Source organism: Mesorhizobium sp. ES1-4, assembly GCF_020164745.1.
Taxonomy (GTDB): domain Bacteria; phylum Pseudomonadota; class Alphaproteobacteria; order Rhizobiales; family Rhizobiaceae; genus Mesorhizobium.
Genome location: NZ_JAIUGV010000016.1, coordinates 108877 through 124110 on the forward strand (window position 1 = coordinate 108877; position 15234 = coordinate 124110).

General features: G+C 62.3%; 16 protein-coding genes. 3 read left to right on the plus strand and 13 right to left on the minus strand.

From position 1 onward, the window contains the following. Positions 1-109: 109 nt before the first annotated feature. Genes LB556_RS25615 through cyoA form a run of 7 tightly spaced genes read right to left on the minus strand, consistent with a single transcriptional unit; the run spans position 110 to position 6990 of the window. Positions 110-646 carry a response regulator transcription factor gene (locus tag LB556_RS25615; protein WP_224570376.1) on the minus strand — a complete coding sequence of 179 codons (537 nt, stop codon included), beginning with the start codon at positions 644-646 and terminating at the stop codon, positions 110-112. Further along, complete coding sequence (locus LB556_RS25620; RefSeq protein ID WP_224570377.1) at positions 636-1988, minus strand: ATP-binding protein; 1353 nt, start codon at positions 1986-1988, stop codon at positions 636-638. Before LB556_RS25620 ends, LB556_RS25615 begins: the two co-directional genes overlap by 11 nt. After that, a complete protein-coding gene (locus LB556_RS25625) occupies positions 1985-2800 on the minus strand; it encodes an SURF1 family protein (protein ID WP_224570378.1) in 816 nt (271 codons plus the stop codon). The genes LB556_RS25620 and LB556_RS25625 overlap by 4 nt, the downstream gene beginning before the upstream one ends. Then, positions 2797-3168 (minus strand): cytochrome o ubiquinol oxidase subunit IV, encoded by a 372-nt coding sequence (cyoD, locus tag LB556_RS25630; protein WP_224570379.1) that lies wholly within the window; start codon positions 3166-3168, stop codon positions 2797-2799. Before cyoD ends, LB556_RS25625 begins: the two co-directional genes overlap by 4 nt. Beyond that, complete coding sequence (gene cyoC, locus LB556_RS25635) at positions 3165-3791, minus strand: cytochrome o ubiquinol oxidase subunit III (RefSeq protein WP_411908615.1); 627 nt, start codon at positions 3789-3791, stop codon at positions 3165-3167. The genes cyoD and cyoC overlap by 4 nt, the downstream gene beginning before the upstream one ends. A 9-nt stretch (positions 3792-3800) precedes the next feature. After that, positions 3801-5798 carry a cytochrome o ubiquinol oxidase subunit I gene (gene cyoB, locus LB556_RS25640; protein ID WP_224570381.1) on the minus strand — a complete coding sequence of 666 codons (1998 nt, stop codon included), beginning with the start codon at positions 5796-5798 and terminating at the stop codon, positions 3801-3803. Between the two features lie 10 nt (positions 5799-5808). Continuing rightward, complete coding sequence (cyoA, locus tag LB556_RS25645; RefSeq protein WP_224570382.1) at positions 5809-6990, minus strand: ubiquinol oxidase subunit II; 1182 nt, start codon at positions 6988-6990, stop codon at positions 5809-5811. A 203-nt stretch (positions 6991-7193) separates the two neighbouring features. On the opposite strand from cyoA, the gene LB556_RS25650 reads away from it, so the two are divergent. Together LB556_RS25650 and LB556_RS25655 are read left to right on the plus strand one after the other, a co-directional pair. Then, positions 7194-8516 carry an MFS transporter gene (locus tag LB556_RS25650; RefSeq protein WP_224570383.1) on the plus strand — a complete coding sequence of 441 codons (1323 nt, stop codon included), beginning with the start codon at positions 7194-7196 and terminating at the stop codon, positions 8514-8516. A 315-nt stretch (positions 8517-8831) separates the two neighbouring features. Next, on the plus strand, positions 8832-9248 hold the full coding sequence (locus tag LB556_RS25655; RefSeq protein WP_224570384.1) for an HD domain-containing protein: 417 nt from the start codon (positions 8832-8834) through the stop codon (positions 9246-9248). 175 nt (positions 9249-9423) lie between these two features. Here the strand turns inward: LB556_RS25655 and LB556_RS25660 are convergent, their stop codons facing one another. Then, on the minus strand, positions 9424-9660 hold the full coding sequence (locus LB556_RS25660; RefSeq protein ID WP_224570385.1) for a DUF6894 family protein: 237 nt from the start codon (positions 9658-9660) through the stop codon (positions 9424-9426). Between the two features lie 205 nt (positions 9661-9865). Here LB556_RS25660 and LB556_RS25665 point away from each other — a divergent pair, with 205 nt between their 5' ends. Further along, the gene (locus LB556_RS25665; protein WP_224570386.1) at positions 9866-10585 is read left to right on the plus strand and encodes a Crp/Fnr family transcriptional regulator; all 720 of its coding nucleotides are present in this window, start codon (positions 9866-9868) and stop codon (positions 10583-10585) included. A 157-nt stretch (positions 10586-10742) separates the two neighbouring features. Here LB556_RS25665 and LB556_RS25670 read toward each other — a convergent pair whose 3' ends face one another. The 5 genes from LB556_RS25670 to LB556_RS25690 form a co-directional block, all read right to left on the minus strand. Then, positions 10743-10934: a hypothetical protein gene (locus LB556_RS25670; RefSeq protein WP_224570387.1), complete on the minus strand. Its 192-nt coding sequence runs from the start codon at positions 10932-10934 to the stop codon at positions 10743-10745. Positions 10935-11077: 143 nt separating this feature from the next. Continuing rightward, the gene (locus tag LB556_RS25675) at positions 11078-12430 is read right to left on the minus strand and encodes a PQQ-dependent sugar dehydrogenase (protein ID WP_224570388.1); all 1353 of its coding nucleotides are present in this window, start codon (positions 12428-12430) and stop codon (positions 11078-11080) included. Further along, positions 12427-12801 (minus strand): DUF2231 domain-containing protein, encoded by a 375-nt coding sequence (locus LB556_RS25680; protein WP_224570389.1) that lies wholly within the window; start codon positions 12799-12801, stop codon positions 12427-12429. The genes LB556_RS25675 and LB556_RS25680 overlap by 4 nt, the downstream gene beginning before the upstream one ends. 356 nt (positions 12802-13157) lie before the next feature. Further along, positions 13158-13859: a Crp/Fnr family transcriptional regulator gene (locus LB556_RS25685; RefSeq protein ID WP_224570398.1), complete on the minus strand. Its 702-nt coding sequence runs from the start codon at positions 13857-13859 to the stop codon at positions 13158-13160. Positions 13860-14950: 1091 nt separating this feature from the next. Then, a partial coding sequence (locus LB556_RS25690; protein ID WP_224570390.1) for a hypothetical protein occupies positions 14951-15234 on the minus strand: 284 nt, incomplete at its 5' end.

Sequence of the window (15234 nt, forward strand, 5' to 3'; positions counted from 1 at the left end):
CGCGATTCTAAGATAGGTGTCCGAGGCCGCGCAAGGAAGCATTGAATGCCCGCGAGGGCGGTCGATGGGCCAGACCGGCTTGGCCGGTCACGAGCGCAACGGCGCTCTGCTATCTCACCACACGCTTCTCGAGCTTGCGGGCCAGAGTGCGTCGGTGCAGGCCGAGCCGGCGCGCCGTTTCGGAGATGTTGAAGCCGGTTTCGACCAGCGTCTCGTGGATGCGCTCCCATTCGAGGTTCTTGATCGAGGTGGGCCGGGAGGAAAGCGGTACCGACACATCGCCCTCGGCACGGCCGAAGGCGGCTTCGATGTCATCGGTGTTGGCGGGCTTCGCCAGGTAATGGCTCGCGCCGAGCTTAATCGCCTCGACAGCCGTGGCGATGCTGGCAAACCCGGTCAGCACGACGATCCTCGTCGAAGCGTCGCGGGCGCCGAGCAGCTTGACGCACTCCAGCCCGGAGCCGCCGGCGCCGAGCTTGAGATCGACGACGGCGTAAGCCGGAACAGTCGTCTCGAGGGCGCTGAGCAATGCTTCCCTGTCGTGGCAGACGACGACGTCGTAGTCGCGCTTTTCGAAGGAGCGCTTCAGCGTTTTCGCGAAAGTCGCGTCGTCCTCGACGATAAACAGGGATCGATCAGGCCTCACGATCATCTCCATCGGTCAGTGCCGCCAGCGGCAACGAAAGGGTGACACAGGCGCCCTGCTCCAGGTTGAGCGCCGAAAAATCGCCTCCCAGTTTCCGGACCACGTTCATGACGAGGAACAGGCCAAGGCCGCCGCCTGGCCGCCCCTTGCTCGACATATAGGGTTGGCCAAGTGCCGCCAGAATAGCCTCGTCGAAACCCGGACCGCGATCACGCACGGAGATCATCAGCTTGTCGCCGTGCCGCTCGGCAGTGACGCCGACCCAGTCCTGCGATGCTTCCTGGGCGTTGTCGAAGACGTTGAAGATGACCTGCTTCAGCGCCGTGTCGGACACGATCGGCTCGTCCGGGTCGAAATCGTTCTTGTATTCCAGCTTGAACGGCTGGCGACTGATGCGCCACTCCTCGACCAGACCGTCGAGGAAACCGCGAATGGTCGTGCGTATCGTTCCCTCGCCTCTCGCCTGGCCGGAAGACATCAAGATGCCGGACACGATGCGTTTGCAGCGCTCGATCTGCGCCCGCATTTCGGCCACGTCGGCCGCCAGTTCGCGGTTGCGCGCAAGGGTGCGCATCTGGCGCCAGTCGGACAGGATGACCGATATCGTGGCGAGCGGCGTGCCGAGTTCGTGCGCGGCGCCAGAGGCCAGCAGGCCCATGCGTACGATGTGGTCCTCCTCGGCCGATCGCTGGCGCAGGTCGGCGAGATAGGCGTCGCGCTCGCGCAGATTACGGTTGATGCGCGTCATGAAGATGACGATCAGTCCGGCCGCCAGCACGAAGCAGATGAACATGCCCCTGATGTGCAGGGACAGGAGATCGCTGCCGCCATGATGCGGGATCACGATCGGCTGGAAGAAGAAGATGAGGAACACGAAGCAGGCAGACGCAGCCGCCACAAGGGTCCAGGTGAACGCCGGCGTCAGCAGCGCCGCGCCAAGGGTGATCTGCAAGAGATAGAGCGATACGAACGGATTGGACGCGCCGCCGCTCAGGTAAAGCTGCGTCGTCAGTGCCGCCATGTCGAAGATGAGCGCGACGAAGAGTTGGGTGTTGCTGATAGGACTGGTACCGCGCAGGACCAGCAGGCTGAAGATGTTGAGGCCCACCAGGAAAAGCACCACGCCGGCCATCTGCGCCAGCGGCAGCGGAATACCGAACCAGTATTCCGTCGCCAGAATGGTGAGCACCTGGCCCGCCACCGCCAGCCAACGCAGTTGGATCAGCAGGAACAGGTTCTTCCTGTTCGTCGCATCGGCATGCGACACCGCCCCGTTCTTGCCGGCAAGGGATGCCGCCATCGGGGATTTGTCATGACGAAGCGCTTGCGTGGGAACGCTCATCTCGCAGGTCCTTGCCGTTGGCGGCGGCCGATGATCGGCCTGGCCAGGGCAATGGCGAGCATGGCAGCGAGCGCGAACCAGGTCAAAGCATAGACCAGGTGACTGTTTCGGAAAGTCACGACCGTCAGGCCGCCGCGCGGCCAGCTATCGACGCGGGACGCTCCCGCATCGACGAAATAGGGAGCGGCGTCCGTCAGGCCGCGTGCGGTTCCGATGGCGGCGACGTCCCGCGAATACCAGCGATTGCCCTTGGCGTCGTTCGTGCGCAGGAAGCCGCCGTCGGGCTCGCTCATGCGCAACAGCCCCTCTACGGCGGCCGGCTCGGTTGGACCGCGGCCCTCCTGTTCGTACTCCGCCTTGCGCTCCAGGGGAATGAAACCGCGGTTGACCAGCACAACGAAGCCACGGTCGGTGCGCATCGGCGTCAGCACCCAATAGCCGCCGCCAAGCTCCGTCACCGCCTGCACCAGCGTGTTGGCGCCGCCCAGAAAGCGCCCCGCCAATCGCACATGGCGGTATTCGTAACCGGCCGCGGTGATGCCGTTCCAGCCTTCCGGGCCAGGCGCATCGACAGCCGGCGCATGAACGCGCTGGTCGACACGTGCGATCAGGTCGAGCTTCCAGGCCCGCCTTTCCAGCTGCCATATGCCAAGCCCGACAAACACCAGCACGCCGACAAGCCCGAGCAGCACAAGGACAAAGCGCCACGCGGACGACCGGCCGGCGTCCCTCTGCGGGGCGGGACGCGGACCGATGCCGGCCCGCCCGGTCGCTTCGATGATGGTCCTCCCCGAGCCCGGGACCGGGCTCATGGCATTTCGCGCATGTCGTGCAGCCCAGGCATCATGTTGGCATTGAGATGGTACATCACCCAGAGCGACCCGGTCAGCACGATGACGACCAGGATCAGCGTGAAGATCAGAGCCAGCATCGACCATCCGCCTTCCGAGGTGGTGTTCATATGCAGGAAGAAGACCATGTGGACCACGATCTGCACGACCGCGAAGGCCATGATGACGATGGCCGTGGCCTGCTTGTCGTCGATGGCGCCGGTCATGACCAGCCAGAATGGAATGGCGGTCAGGATCACCGACAGGACGAAGCCGGTCAGATAGCCCCGGAACGATCCGTGTGCTGCTCCGCCGAGGCCGTGACCCTCGGCATGATCATGAGCGCTCATCGCAACATTCCCATCAGATAGACGAAGGTGAAGACGCCGATCCAGACGACGTCGAGGAAGTGCCAGAACATGCTGAGGCACATCAGCCGGCGGCGGTTCGCTTCGATGAGGCCAAATCGCGCGACCTGCACCATCAGCGTCACCAGCCAGACGGTGCCGAAGGTGACATGCAGGCCGTGCGTGCCGACCAGCGTGAAAAAGGACGACAGGAAGGCGCTGCGCTGCGGCGTGGCGCCTTCATGGATCATGTGGGCGAATTCGTAGAGCTCGATGGACAGGAACGCCAGGCCGAACAGGCCGGTCACGGCAAGCCAGGCTTGCGTCGCGGCCACGCGGCCCTTGTCCATGGTCAGCATGGCAAAGCCGTAGGTGATCGAGGAAAAAAGCAGCATGGCGGTGTTGACCGCCACCAGGTCGAGGTCGAACAGGTCCTTCGGCGCCGGCCCGGCCGCGTAGTTGCCGCCGAGCACGCCATAGGCGGCAAACAGCATGGCGAAGATCAGGCAGTCGCTCATCAGGTAGAGCCAGAAGCCGAGCATGGTGGACCCGCCCTCGGCGTGCGCATGCTCTTCTTCGAGGTGAAAGACCGGTCCGGTGCCGGCGGTGGTTGCTGTCATTGCCATGCTCAAACCCTAACCCTGAGCGGCGAGGAGCGTCGTCCTCGCCTGCTCCGTCCGCGTGACCTCGGCCGCCGGTATGTGGAAGTCGCGATGATAGTTGAAGGTATGACCGATCGCCGTGGCTATGAGGCAGACGAAGCTCAGCGCCGCCAGCCACCAGATGTACCAGATCAGGCCGAAACCGAGCGCGACGCTGAACGCCGCCAGGATGATGCCGGTGCCGGTGTTGCTTGGCATGTGGATCGGCCTGAAGCCGGCGAGCGGCCTGACGTAGCCGGCCTGCTTCATGTCCCACCAGGCGTCGTTGTCGCGAATGACAGGCGTGAAGGCGAAATTGTAGGCAGGCGGCGGCGAAGAAGTCGACCATTCGAGTGTGCGGCCGTCCCAGGGATCACCGGTCGGATCGGCCAGGGCCTCGCGCCTTCGGATGGAGACGAATATCTGGACCAGGAAGGCGGCAATGCCGCAGGCAATCAGCACCGCGCCGAACGCGGCGATGACAAACCAGATCTGCAGCGAGGGATCGTCGAACACACGCATGCGGCGCGTCACGCCCATCAGGCCGAGGATGTAAAGCGGCATGAAGGCGAACCAGAAGCCGACCACCCAGCACCAGAACGAGACCTTGCCCCAGAACGGGTCGAGCTTGAACCCGAAGGCCTTGGGCCACCAGTAGGCAATGCCGGCGAACAGTCCGAACAGCACGCCGCCGATGATGACGTTGTGGAAGTGCGCGATCAGGAACAGGCTGTTGTGCAGCACGAAATCCGCCGGCGGCACGGCAAGCAGCACGCCGGTCATACCGCCGACGGTGAAGGTGAGCATGAAGGCCACCGTCCACATCATCGGCAGCTCGAAGCGGATGCGGCCCCGGTACATTGTGAACAGCCAGTTGAATATCTTGGCTCCCGTCGGGATCGAGATGATCATCGTGGTGATGCCGAAGAAGGAATTGACGCTGGCGCCGGAACCCATGGTGAAGAAGTGGTGCAGCCAGACGAGATACGACAGGATGGTGATGACTATCGTGGCGTAGACCATCGAGGTGTAGCCGAACAGACGCTTGCCGGAGAAGGTCGACGTGACCTCGGAAAAGACGCCGAACAGCGGCAGGATGAGGATGTAGACTTCAGGGTGACCCCATATCCAGATGAGGTTCACATACATCATCGGGTTGCCGCCGAAGTCGTTGGTGAAGAAGTTCGTTCCGACATAGCGGTCGAGCGCCAGCATCGAGAGCACCGCAGTCAGCACCGGAAAGGAAGCGACGATCAGCACGTTGGTGCAGAGCGACGTCCAGGTGAAGATGGGCATGCGCATCATCGTCATGCCGGGCGCCCGCATCTTGACGATCGTGCAGATCAGGTTGATGCCGGACAGCGTCGTGCCGACACCCGCCACCTGCAGCGCCCAGATATAGTAATCGACGCCGACGTCGGGACTGTAGCCGATGCCGGAGAGCGGCGGATAGGCGAGCCAGCCGGTGCGGGCGAATTCGCCCACGAACAACGATGCCATGACCAGGATGGCGCCGCCGACCGTCATCCAGAAACTGAAATTGTTGAGGAAAGGGAAGGAGACGTCCCGCGCGCCGATCTGCAGCGGCACGACGAAGTTCATCAGCCCGGTGACGAAGGGCATCGCCACGAAGAAGATCATGATGACGCCGTGGGCGGTGAAGATCTGGTCGTAGTGGTGTGAGTTCAGGTAGCCCTCGGAGCCGTTGAAGGCGATGGCCTGCTGGAGGCGCATCATGATGGCGTCCGAGAAGCCGCGCAGCAGCATGACGAGGCCCAGCACCATGTACATGATGCCGATCTTCTTGTGGTCGACGCTGGTGAACCACTCGCGCCACAGATAGGTCCAGAGCTTGAAATAGGTGATGACGCCGAGAAGCGCGATGCCACCGAGCGCCACCGCGACGAAGGTGGCCACGACGATCGGCTCATGCAGGGGCAGCGATTCCCAGGTGAGACGGCCGAAAATGAACTTGGTCAGCGTATCGGGCATCGGCTATCTCTCACAATTCGCGCCGCAGCAGGCCGAGCGATGGCGCATCCGCCTCGGCGCGGCGGCTCTCGGCCCCGGGCCTGAGCAGCCCCGCCCCACGAAGCGGGGAAAGATTCTTCATCGGCCAATCCGCCGGCGTGGCATCGCTGGCCGCGCGTGCCGCGGCAGCAGCCTCCTCAGCCGTGCAGATGCTGGCGACATAGGAGGGATCGTTTCCGAACACCGCGCCGCGCCGGGCGAGTTTGTCGTATTGCAGCGGCAGCGTGTTGCGGATACCCGCAAGGCCGAGGCCGCCCTTGGCGTCGATCGACATCATCTCGTTCATGCACATCTTGCCGCGCTCGACGCACAGATTGAGGATGGCGCCGTAGAGATCGGGATCGACGGAGGCGTAGTGGCGGACCGGTTCGTTTTCGCTCGGCTTTTCGAGTTCGAGATAACTGTCGCGGCTGAGCGCCGCCGACGCGGTCCTTGCCTGCGCCACCCATTGGTCGAATGCCTGGTCGGACAGACCGTGGAACGCAAAGCGCATCCCGGAAAAACCGGCACCGCTGTAGTTGGCCGAGAAGCCGCTATAGGTGCCCGGCCGGTTGATGACGGCGTGCAGCTTCGTCTCCATGGCCGGCATGGCATAGATCTGGCCGGCAAGGGCAGGGATATAGAAGGAGTTCATCACCGCGGACGAGGTGATGCGGAAGTCGATCGGCTGGTTGACCGGCGCCGCCAGTTCATTGACGGAGGCGATGCCGTAGTCCGGATAGATGAAGAGCCATTTCCAGTCGAGCGCCACGACCTCGACCCTCAGCGGCTTGTGCAACTGGGTGACGGGCTGGCCCGGCTCGATCCGACCGATCCGGCGATATGGGTCGAGCAGGTGCGTGCCGAGCCAGGTCAGCGCGCCAAGGCAAATGATGATGAGCAAAGGGGCCGCCCAGATCACCAGTTCCAGTTTCGTCGAATGATCCCAGTCCGGGGCATAGGTCGCCGAGGCATTGGACTGCCGGTACCGCCAGGCGAAAAAGACAGTCAGCGCCATGACCGGCACGATGATGATCAGCATCAGCACGGTAGAGACAACCAGCAGGTCGCGCTGCTGAGCCGCGACATCGCCCGCCGGCGCGAGCACGACCATATCGCAGCCGGTCAACAGCCCGGCCAGGGGAAGCAGAAGCAAGGCTCCAAATCGTTTCATCAGACGCTGCCCTCGATGAACCACGGCAACGCGTTGGGATGTTGCAGTGCGGTATCGATCAAGGGCTACTGCCGGCGGCGGCGCGGCGACATTGGACAATTTGTCCAATGCCCAGCCGGGGTAGGTCTGGCACAGTGTGCAGTGCACAACGAGACCCTGTAATCGGGTCCAAATATTCATTCCACGCGGCGGCAACGGACAAGATGGCTCAGACTTCGACTGCCGAAACAAACAGTGGGCTGATCGGCTCGGACCACGGCCAGGTCAGCGCGGGCGATATCGCGGTCGGTGTGATCGTGGGCAGGACGTCGGAATTCTTCGACTTCTTCGTCTATGCGATCGCGTCCGTCATCGTGTTCCCCAAGCTGGTGTTTCCGACGCACGATCCGCTCCTCGGAACGCTCTATTCCTTCGCCATCTTCGCGTTGGCCTTCATCGCTCGTCCGTTCGGCTCCGTCCTGTTCATGGCCGTCGATCGCGCCTATGGCCGTGGCGCGAAACTGACGATCGCGCTGTTCCTCCTCGGCACCTCGACCGTCGCCATCGCGTTCCTTCCCGCCTACGGCGATATCGGCGCGGTCGCGGTGTGGCTTTTGGCGCTGGCCCGTATCGGGCAGGGCGTGGCGCTCGGCGGAACCTGGGACGGCCTGCCCTCGCTGCTGGCGCTGAACGCCCCACGGAATCGGCGCGGCTTCTATGCCATGATCCCGCAACTGGGCGCGCCGATCGGCCTCATCGTGGCCAGCGCCCTCTTCGCCTTCTTCGTCGCCAATCTGTCGGCCGACGACTTTCTCTCCTGGGGTTGGCGCTACCCCTTCTTCGTGGCGTTCGCCATCAATGTCGTGGCCCTGTTCGCCAGGCTGCGCATCGTGGTGACGCCCGAATTCTCGAAACTCTACGAGAGCGGCGACCTCCAGCCGACGCGCATAAGGGACACGATCAGGGCCGAAGGCCGCAACGTCGTCGTTGGCGCCTTCGCGCCGCTGGCGAGTTTCGCGCTGTTCCACATGGTGACGGTGTTTCCGCTCTCCTGGGTGTTCCTGTTCACCAATGAGGGCCCGGCGCGCTTCCTGGCGATCGAGGCGGTGAGCGCGCTCTTCGGCATCGTGGCCATCGTCGCTTCGGGCCCGCTCGCCGATCGCGTCGGACGCCGTGCGCTGCTCGGCGGTTCGGCGATCGCCATCGCCACGTTCAGCGGCTTTGCCCCGCAGCTTCTGGATGGCGGCACCGTTGGCGAGGCCCTGTTCATGGTGCTGGGCTTCATCCTGCTGGGGCTGAGCTTCGGGCAATCGTCGGGTGTCGTCGCGTCGAGCTTTTCCCGGCAGTACCGTTATACCGGCTCCGCGATAACCTCGGATCTGGCGTGGATGTTCGGCGCCGGTTTCGCGCCGCTCGCAGCCCTGCTGCTGGCCGGCAATTTCGGCCTCCTCGCCGCCGGCGCCTACCTGCTCTCGGGCGCGGTATGCACTTTGCTTGCCTTGTGGTTCGATGGACGGCGTTCGGTCGCGGACCGTCCGGTCGACTAACACCCATTGCGGAACGTACAGGGCGAAGCTCGCCGTCGCTCCCGCGCCACCGAAGCGGGTCGGCAGCCAATCGGCGGGGTGCTTCCGGACCGCTGGCCAGTCTATTTACTCCAGCCCCGTCCACAGAAGCGGCCCCAAATGCCATGGCCTCGGAAAGGTGGGCGTCCCATGCGGGAACTCGCTCCTGCGAAAGGCACAGGAACCGACGCCGGCGGCCGGCGTTTTGCTGCATTGGAGCCGCACGCGAGACCCTGGAGCGGTGACAGTGCCCGAAGGCTACAGCGCGCAGCGATGGAAGGGGCGGAGACGGATACGATGGGTATTTTCTATCGTGCGGCCAAGATCGCGGAACAGGCACATGCTTCGCAGCACGACAAAACAGGAAGACCCTATATCGATCATTGCCGCCGAGTGGTCGACGCTGTCGAAACCATGGACCAGAAAGTCGTCGCCTATCTGCACGACGTCCTGGAAAAGGGCGAAGGCTGGAGCCGAACCAGACTCGAGGAGGCAGGCTTTGGACCGACGATCGCCGCCGCGGTCGAGGCCATGACGCGCAGGGAGGGCGAAGACTATTACGCATTCGTACGGCGGGCGGCATCGAACCCGTTGGCGCTGCCGGTAAAACGGGCGGATCTGGCCGACAACATCTGGCAATCACGGCAGATCGGAGCATCCACGGCCAAATACGAAGAAGCGTTGCGCATTCTTGATGTCGAGTTCACCAAGTGACGAGAGCGCCCGGAATGCTGACGGTAATCCGGTGATCGATCCGTGTCCGGCATGCGGATTCATCACCTAGCAGCAAGGGTAAGGCGGAACGTGAAGACGGGCGCACTTTCCGAGCGTCCGCCACGCTGACGAGATGCGTTCGGTTGGAACCGCTTCGATGCTGTCACGGTCGGGATCACGCGCTCCAACCGGTGGTCAGGATGAGCGAGGCCTCGAACACCTGGGCGCCCGTCTCGCTGCGCACCTTGACGGTGATCTTGACCAGATCGCGATCCGGCATTTCATCGCGAGCGACATCGTGCAAAATGCGAATGGCTTCCGCCCTCGCCTGTTCTCGCGATTGGAACGGCTGGCCATCGTCGTCCGGTACGAGGCCATCACTGTTGTAAAGGTCGAAATAGTACCGTTTCATTTTCGGGCAGCCTCGGAAACCTCTAGCGTGCTAAATACCTGGCGGCGCGGGTGGTTCCCTGCCCGCTCCCGCGTTCGCGCCAAACACGCACAGGCTGCCGATTGATTGTGCCCGCCATCTGCAGAAGTCCGGGGGTCCGGTTGCCACCTTTGCGTCCGAGACAAATGGCGATCGGCGCTTCAACCCCGATCGCTTCGAGGCCATCATGTTAGAGTCCCTCTACCTGCAACTCGGCCAGCACGATACTCTGTCGGACGAGGAAAAGGCCTTGCTGGCCGAAACGGTTTCTTTCGGACGGGAGTTCGAAAGGGGGCAGGATCTGGTCAAAATGGGGTCCCGGCCAACCTATAGCACCATGCTGCTGGATGGCCTGGCGGCACGCTATAAAGTACTCGAGGACGGCGGCCGGCAGTTCACGTCCTTGCAGGTGGCCGGCGACTTTGTCGATCTCCACGCCTTTTTGCTCAAGAGCATGGATCACGGCATCGTCGCGCTCTCCCCTTGCCGGGTGATGTTCGCGGATCATAGCAAGCTGAAAGCCATTACCGAACAGGCTCCTCACCTGACCCGGTTGCTTTGGCTCGACACGCTGGTCGATGGCGCCATTCATCGCGAATGGATCGTGGCGATGGGCCGCCGCTCCAAGACATCGCATCTCGCCCATCTCATATGTGAACTGTTCGTGCGCCTGCGGGTGGTGCAACGAGCCAACGGCATGAGCTTCCATCTGCCGCTGTCCCAGGCTGAAATGGCCGACGTGCTCGGGTTATCGGTTGTGCACATGAACAGGGTGATCGGGGGCTTGAAGAAGATCAAGGTGATCACCTGGACGAACCATATGGTCACCATTCTGGACTGGGACCAGCTTGCCAGGTTAGCCGAGTTCGACCCGACCTATCTGAGCCTGAACAACGAACCGAGATAAACAGCTGCATGCCCCAACAGCAGCCTTCTTGGTGATCAAGCCTTTCAGATCTGCATCCGGTCACCCTTGAGCGGCCGGCCCAGCATGGCCAAGGCGGCTCGCGTCGGCACGGCTGTTCATCCGTCCCACTCGCCTGCAATATCACCCCGGCAGATATTCAAAGGCGCTTGATCTCACCCAGCTTCAAGCGAAGCCTCTGGCCCTCGGCATAGGCAAGAGCGAAGGATTCAAGCTCGAACTGGCAGGTGATTTCCTGCCCGTCGCCGATCACACGGACGAACCATTCGCCGCACCCTTCGACGACCTCGATCTGGGCTCCGGCTTTGCTTTCGTGCTGGCTATCGTGCACGGCTACCTCCAAGCATCGGCCAAACACGCATCGGCCAAGGCGGACTTTTCCCACCAGAACGAGGTTCCGTCATTTAAATTTGATGACTTCACTGCACGAAATCTGGGAGGGCGCAGCGCTCTCCACGCCCCACCGCGATATGGCTACCGGGCCGCGCCAGTCACGCGCCAGACCGTGTTCCCGACATCGTCCGCAATCAGCAAAGCACCCGACTTGTCGACGGCCAGGCCCACGGGCCGCCCATGCGCCTTGTCGTCATTATCAAGGAAGCCGGTGACGACGTCCTGGGGCTTGCCGTCGGGACGACCCGCATTGAACGGTATGAAAACGACCTTGTAGCCGTTGAAGCGCTTGCGGTTCCAGCTGCCATGTTCGCCGACAAACGCGCCATTGCGATAGGATTCGGGCAGATTGGTACCGGTGTAAAATGCCAGGCCCAGGGGCGCTACATGCGAGCTTAGCGCATAGTCCGGGGGGATCGCCTTGGCGACCAGGTCCGGCCGCTGCGGCATCACCCGCGGATCGACATGCTGGCCATAGTAGCTGTATGGCCAGCCGTAAAACGCCCCGTCCTTGACCGACGTCATGTAGTCGGGAACCAGATTGGGACCGAGCTCATCGCGCTCGTTGACAACAGCCCAAAGCGCTCCGCTCTGCGGCTCCCAACTCAAGCCGTTTGGATTGCGCAGCCCGCTCGCGAAAATGCGCGAACGGCCTGTCGCCCTGTCGACCTCCCAGATAGCGGCGCGGTCCTTTTCCGCCTGGATGCCGTTCTCGGTGATGTTGCTGTTGGAACCGACCCCGACATAAAGCAGCGATCCGTCCGGGCTGGCGACAAGGGACTTGGTCCAGTGGTGATCTATCGGGCCGCCGGGGAGCGGCGTCAGCACGGTGCCTGGCGCGGTGATCTTGGTATCGCCGGACGCGTAGGGGTAACGCACGATGGCATCCGTGTTGGCGACATAGAGGTCGTTGCCGACCAGAGCCACGCCGAAGGGGGAATTGAGATGGTCTAGGAAGACGTCCTGGACATCAGGCACACCATCGCCGTTCGTGTCGCGCAGCAAGGTGATGCGGTTGCTTCCCTTAATGCCTCCTCCGCCGGAGGTCGCCATGGACTCGATCCAGCCCATTATCAGGTCCTTCGGACGCTTGATCGCGGCGCCGGGCGGCGCCACGGACTCGACCACGAGAACGTCGCCATTCGGCAGGGTGTAGAGCGAGCGCGGATGCTTCAATCCCTTGGCGAAGGCCTGGATCTGCAAACCCTTCGCGACCGTTGGTTTCTCACCCTGTTTCCAGCCGATGATCGAAGCGATATGCATGGGCGGAACCAGATATTGCGTCGGTTCAGGCAGTGTCGGGTTCGGCCCGACCTGATCACTCGGGTCTGGGTCGTTGCCGCTGCAGGCAGGCAATGCCAGAAGCGATCCGCACAACAGGCCCAGCCCCACGGCACGCCGGATGTGCATTCTTGAAGCCGGGCTGGCGCTCATTCGACCACCTCCACGGGAGTGCGACCGGTGCTCCATTCCAGCAGCCACACGACAAGCAAGACGATCACCGCCGCGACCGAGAGGATGAGCCCTGTCGGCACGACCGACGTCCAGGCGTCGCGGCTGTGCACCAGCGCATTGAAGAGCGACAGAACAAGCACCGCGAGATAGCCGAACAGGTACAGCCCGCGAACAGCCAGAATTCGACGGGTGAAGAGATCGACAAGTGCCGCGAGCACCGCAAGCACACCCATCACGAGGCCAGCCAACAGCAGCCATGCCGAAAAATTGGCCCACATCATCTCAGCGCTACGCCAATAGGTCAGGTCGGTCAGAAGCGTGCCGATGAAACATACGTTGGCGACCGCCATTGGCGTCCGATAGAGCGGACGCCTGGTGGTCACCGGTCGCGAATTGGCCATGACATTCACCGCCGTTCTCCAGATGGCACCTCGACTTCAAACAAACCTGGAGTTGAGTGGTTCCCGCAGGCTGTTGCGTTCAAGGATTTGTGAGTGCCTGGCCGGGCTGGTCGGGACGTCAAGCTCCGGACGTTTTTTTCCAATTCTTCGACTTTTATCGCCGGTCGTCGCCGGACGACCAGATCGGCCAGGCGGCGCCCCATGCCGCAATGGCCGACGCGGGCCTACAGGCAATGTGCCCTCACTTGGCATATCGCGTGGGTCATTCCCGCGATCCTGGCCACCCAACCCGTCAGCGGCCGCGATCAGTCGAGAGAGCGGTCCTGCCTCGAAGGGTTCTTGGAACCGAGATCCCCGATCAGCCGGCGGTATTGCAGTTCTGGGGCACCGTAAGATTCCCGTGCCAGAGACATGAGGCCTTGCCGATTCCGGATCGTGATTTCGCCGCGGCGAGCACGGATGTAGCCGTGGCTCTCGATTGTCTGAAGCCCGACGGTAACTCCGGGACGCCTCACGCCCAGCATGACCGAAAGGAATTGGTGGGTTATCATCAGCCTGTCTCCGACGGTCCGGTCACTGCACATCAGAAGCCATCTCGCCAGCCGAACCTCCAGGCTGTGCCGCGCGTTGATCGATGCCGTGTAGCTCGTCTGGATGTGGAGATACTGGACGTAGCGCAACAGGAACGGTCGCAAGGTAGGGCTGTCTTCCAACGCTGCGACGAATGGCGCGGCGCCGATCCGTATCGCTTCGCTCGTCGACTGGATGTAACAATTGAAGCTTGCCAGATCGTCACCCATGATCAGAGCCGAACCGGTCATGCCTTCGAAGCCGATTATTCCCACCTCTGCTTCCGCGGCCGAAGCCCTGGCCACGACCGATGCGATGCCACTCTCCAAGAAATAGACGGCTTCGATCGCTTGGCCTTCATTCTCCAACGGCGCTCGTAACTCCAGAAAAACACCTTCGAGATGGGGCCGCAGCCGCTCGAGATCGTCCACGCTCATCCGGCGCAACAACTCGCTCTTGGCCTGTAGAATCTTGTGATCCACGGGACGCTCTCCACTTGGGCAAGAGCACTAGGATCTCTCGACCTGCCGCGCCCTTCGAACGAGCGGACGGTGGCAAAACATAGACTGTCCCACCCGGCCAGCACTAGGCAGGCGGCCGTGTCGGTATGAAACCGACAGTAGCTGCTGTGGAAAAATCGCAAGTTTCGTCGGCTATCCATCCTTCGCCAGAAGGCGAGCTTCCCTGAGAATGGAGGCGCGGTCGAACCCTACCAGCAAAGCTATGTCACGTATCTGCTGTTCGGTAGTGCCCGATTCCCGGGCAAGTGCACGCACCACTTCGACCGCTAGACCGGGCCGCTCAGGGTCTTTCGCCATGACATCCTAGCCTCACACTGGGGCAGGAGTGCGATCGTCGCTCCCAAGCGTCAACGCCCGTATCGTGCTGCTGACGACTCCCTTTTGTACGCTTTCATACGGAACTTGGCGAATCAATTCGAACCGAGCCCTGTTCGGGGCGGTTTCACCGTCTGAAGGAGGCCTCTGCCAAAGTGGCGGCCATCATCACCCGGCGATCATGGCTGCTGTCAATGCTCAAGCGCCCGGCGTGACGCGGCGACAGAATGTTGAGATAGCCGCCAAGGGAGCGCATCGAGGATCCGCGCAAGGGCGCCGCCCGAGCTTCGAGGTATACGTAGCTCAACAGTTCGCCCGTCTGTCCGTCATCACCCCGCACGATTCATTCCCACCCTTCGTGGTTCGAGTGAATGACGAACCTGAGACTGTCGCCGCTTTTCAACAGCCCGCTAAGGCTTTATCTTCTTGGTCTGGCTCGGGGTCAGGTATCCGCCCTTTAGCAGTTCCAAGGCGTCGAGAGCCTCTTCATCCAGCAAATTTGTCAAGGCCACCCCACCCACGAGTACAACCTTGTCGCTGTCTATGTCGTAGACCTCCCAAAGCCCATCCTTGACCCTTCGGATTGCGTACCGGCGCTCCATAAGAAATTTCTCATATACGAGTCTCGGAAATTCCGGCCAAAATTCGATCCAGCGGCCGTGATTAGCGGTGGAAAACTGAGGAGCCTTCGATCACCTTACTGACAATCGCCACGCCGGATCGGGGCAGAATTGCGGTTCATTTAGGTGCCCAACAGCCGGGGTACTGATAGGGACCATCCATGGCTGCGGGCTTGGCCAGCCGCCTAGTACGATTCGCATTTTGTCGACGCGGGTGACCTGCACGTCCTGGCCGTTCGGCTTGCGTAGACCGGCGCCGCTCCGGTGTGTCACCGCATCGAAATCGACTTCTAACGCACGTTTTTGGCGTGCCAGGTTTGTAGCAAAACGGCCGCCTCGGTCCGATTTCGCACGCC

Coding starts and splice junctions, on each gene's coding strand:
- cyoB (WP_224570381.1), bottom strand. CDS start 5,798: ATGCCCGATACGCTGACCAAGTTCATTTTCGGCCGTCTCACCTGGGAA.
- LB556_RS25650 (WP_224570383.1), top strand. CDS start 7,194: ATGGCTCAGACTTCGACTGCCGAAACAAACAGTGGGCTGATCGGCTCG.
- cyoD (WP_224570379.1), bottom strand. CDS start 3,168: ATGAGCGCTCATGATCATGCCGAGGGTCACGGCCTCGGCGGAGCAGCA.
- LB556_RS25665 (WP_224570386.1), top strand. CDS start 9,866: ATGTTAGAGTCCCTCTACCTGCAACTCGGCCAGCACGATACTCTGTCG.
- LB556_RS25675 (WP_224570388.1), bottom strand. CDS start 12,430: ATGAGCGCCAGCCCGGCTTCAAGAATGCACATCCGGCGTGCCGTGGGG.
- LB556_RS25620 (WP_224570377.1), bottom strand. CDS start 1,988: ATGAGCGTTCCCACGCAAGCGCTTCGTCATGACAAATCCCCGATGGCG.
- cyoA (WP_224570382.1), bottom strand. CDS start 6,990: ATGAAACGATTTGGAGCCTTGCTTCTGCTTCCCCTGGCCGGGCTGTTG.
- LB556_RS25660 (WP_224570385.1), bottom strand. CDS start 9,660: ATGAAACGGTACTATTTCGACCTTTACAACAGTGATGGCCTCGTACCG.
- cyoC (WP_411908615.1), bottom strand. CDS start 3,791: ATGGCAATGACAGCAACCACCGCCGGCACCGGACCGGTCTTTCACCTC.
- LB556_RS25625 (WP_224570378.1), bottom strand. CDS start 2,800: ATGAGCCCGGTCCCGGGCTCGGGGAGGACCATCATCGAAGCGACCGGG.
- LB556_RS25655 (WP_224570384.1), top strand. CDS start 8,832: ATGGGTATTTTCTATCGTGCGGCCAAGATCGCGGAACAGGCACATGCT.
- LB556_RS25680 (WP_224570389.1), bottom strand. CDS start 12,801: ATGGCGGTCGCCAACGTATGTTTCATCGGCACGCTTCTGACCGACCTG.
- LB556_RS25685 (WP_224570398.1), bottom strand. CDS start 13,859: ATGAGCGTGGACGATCTCGAGCGGCTGCGGCCCCATCTCGAAGGTGTT.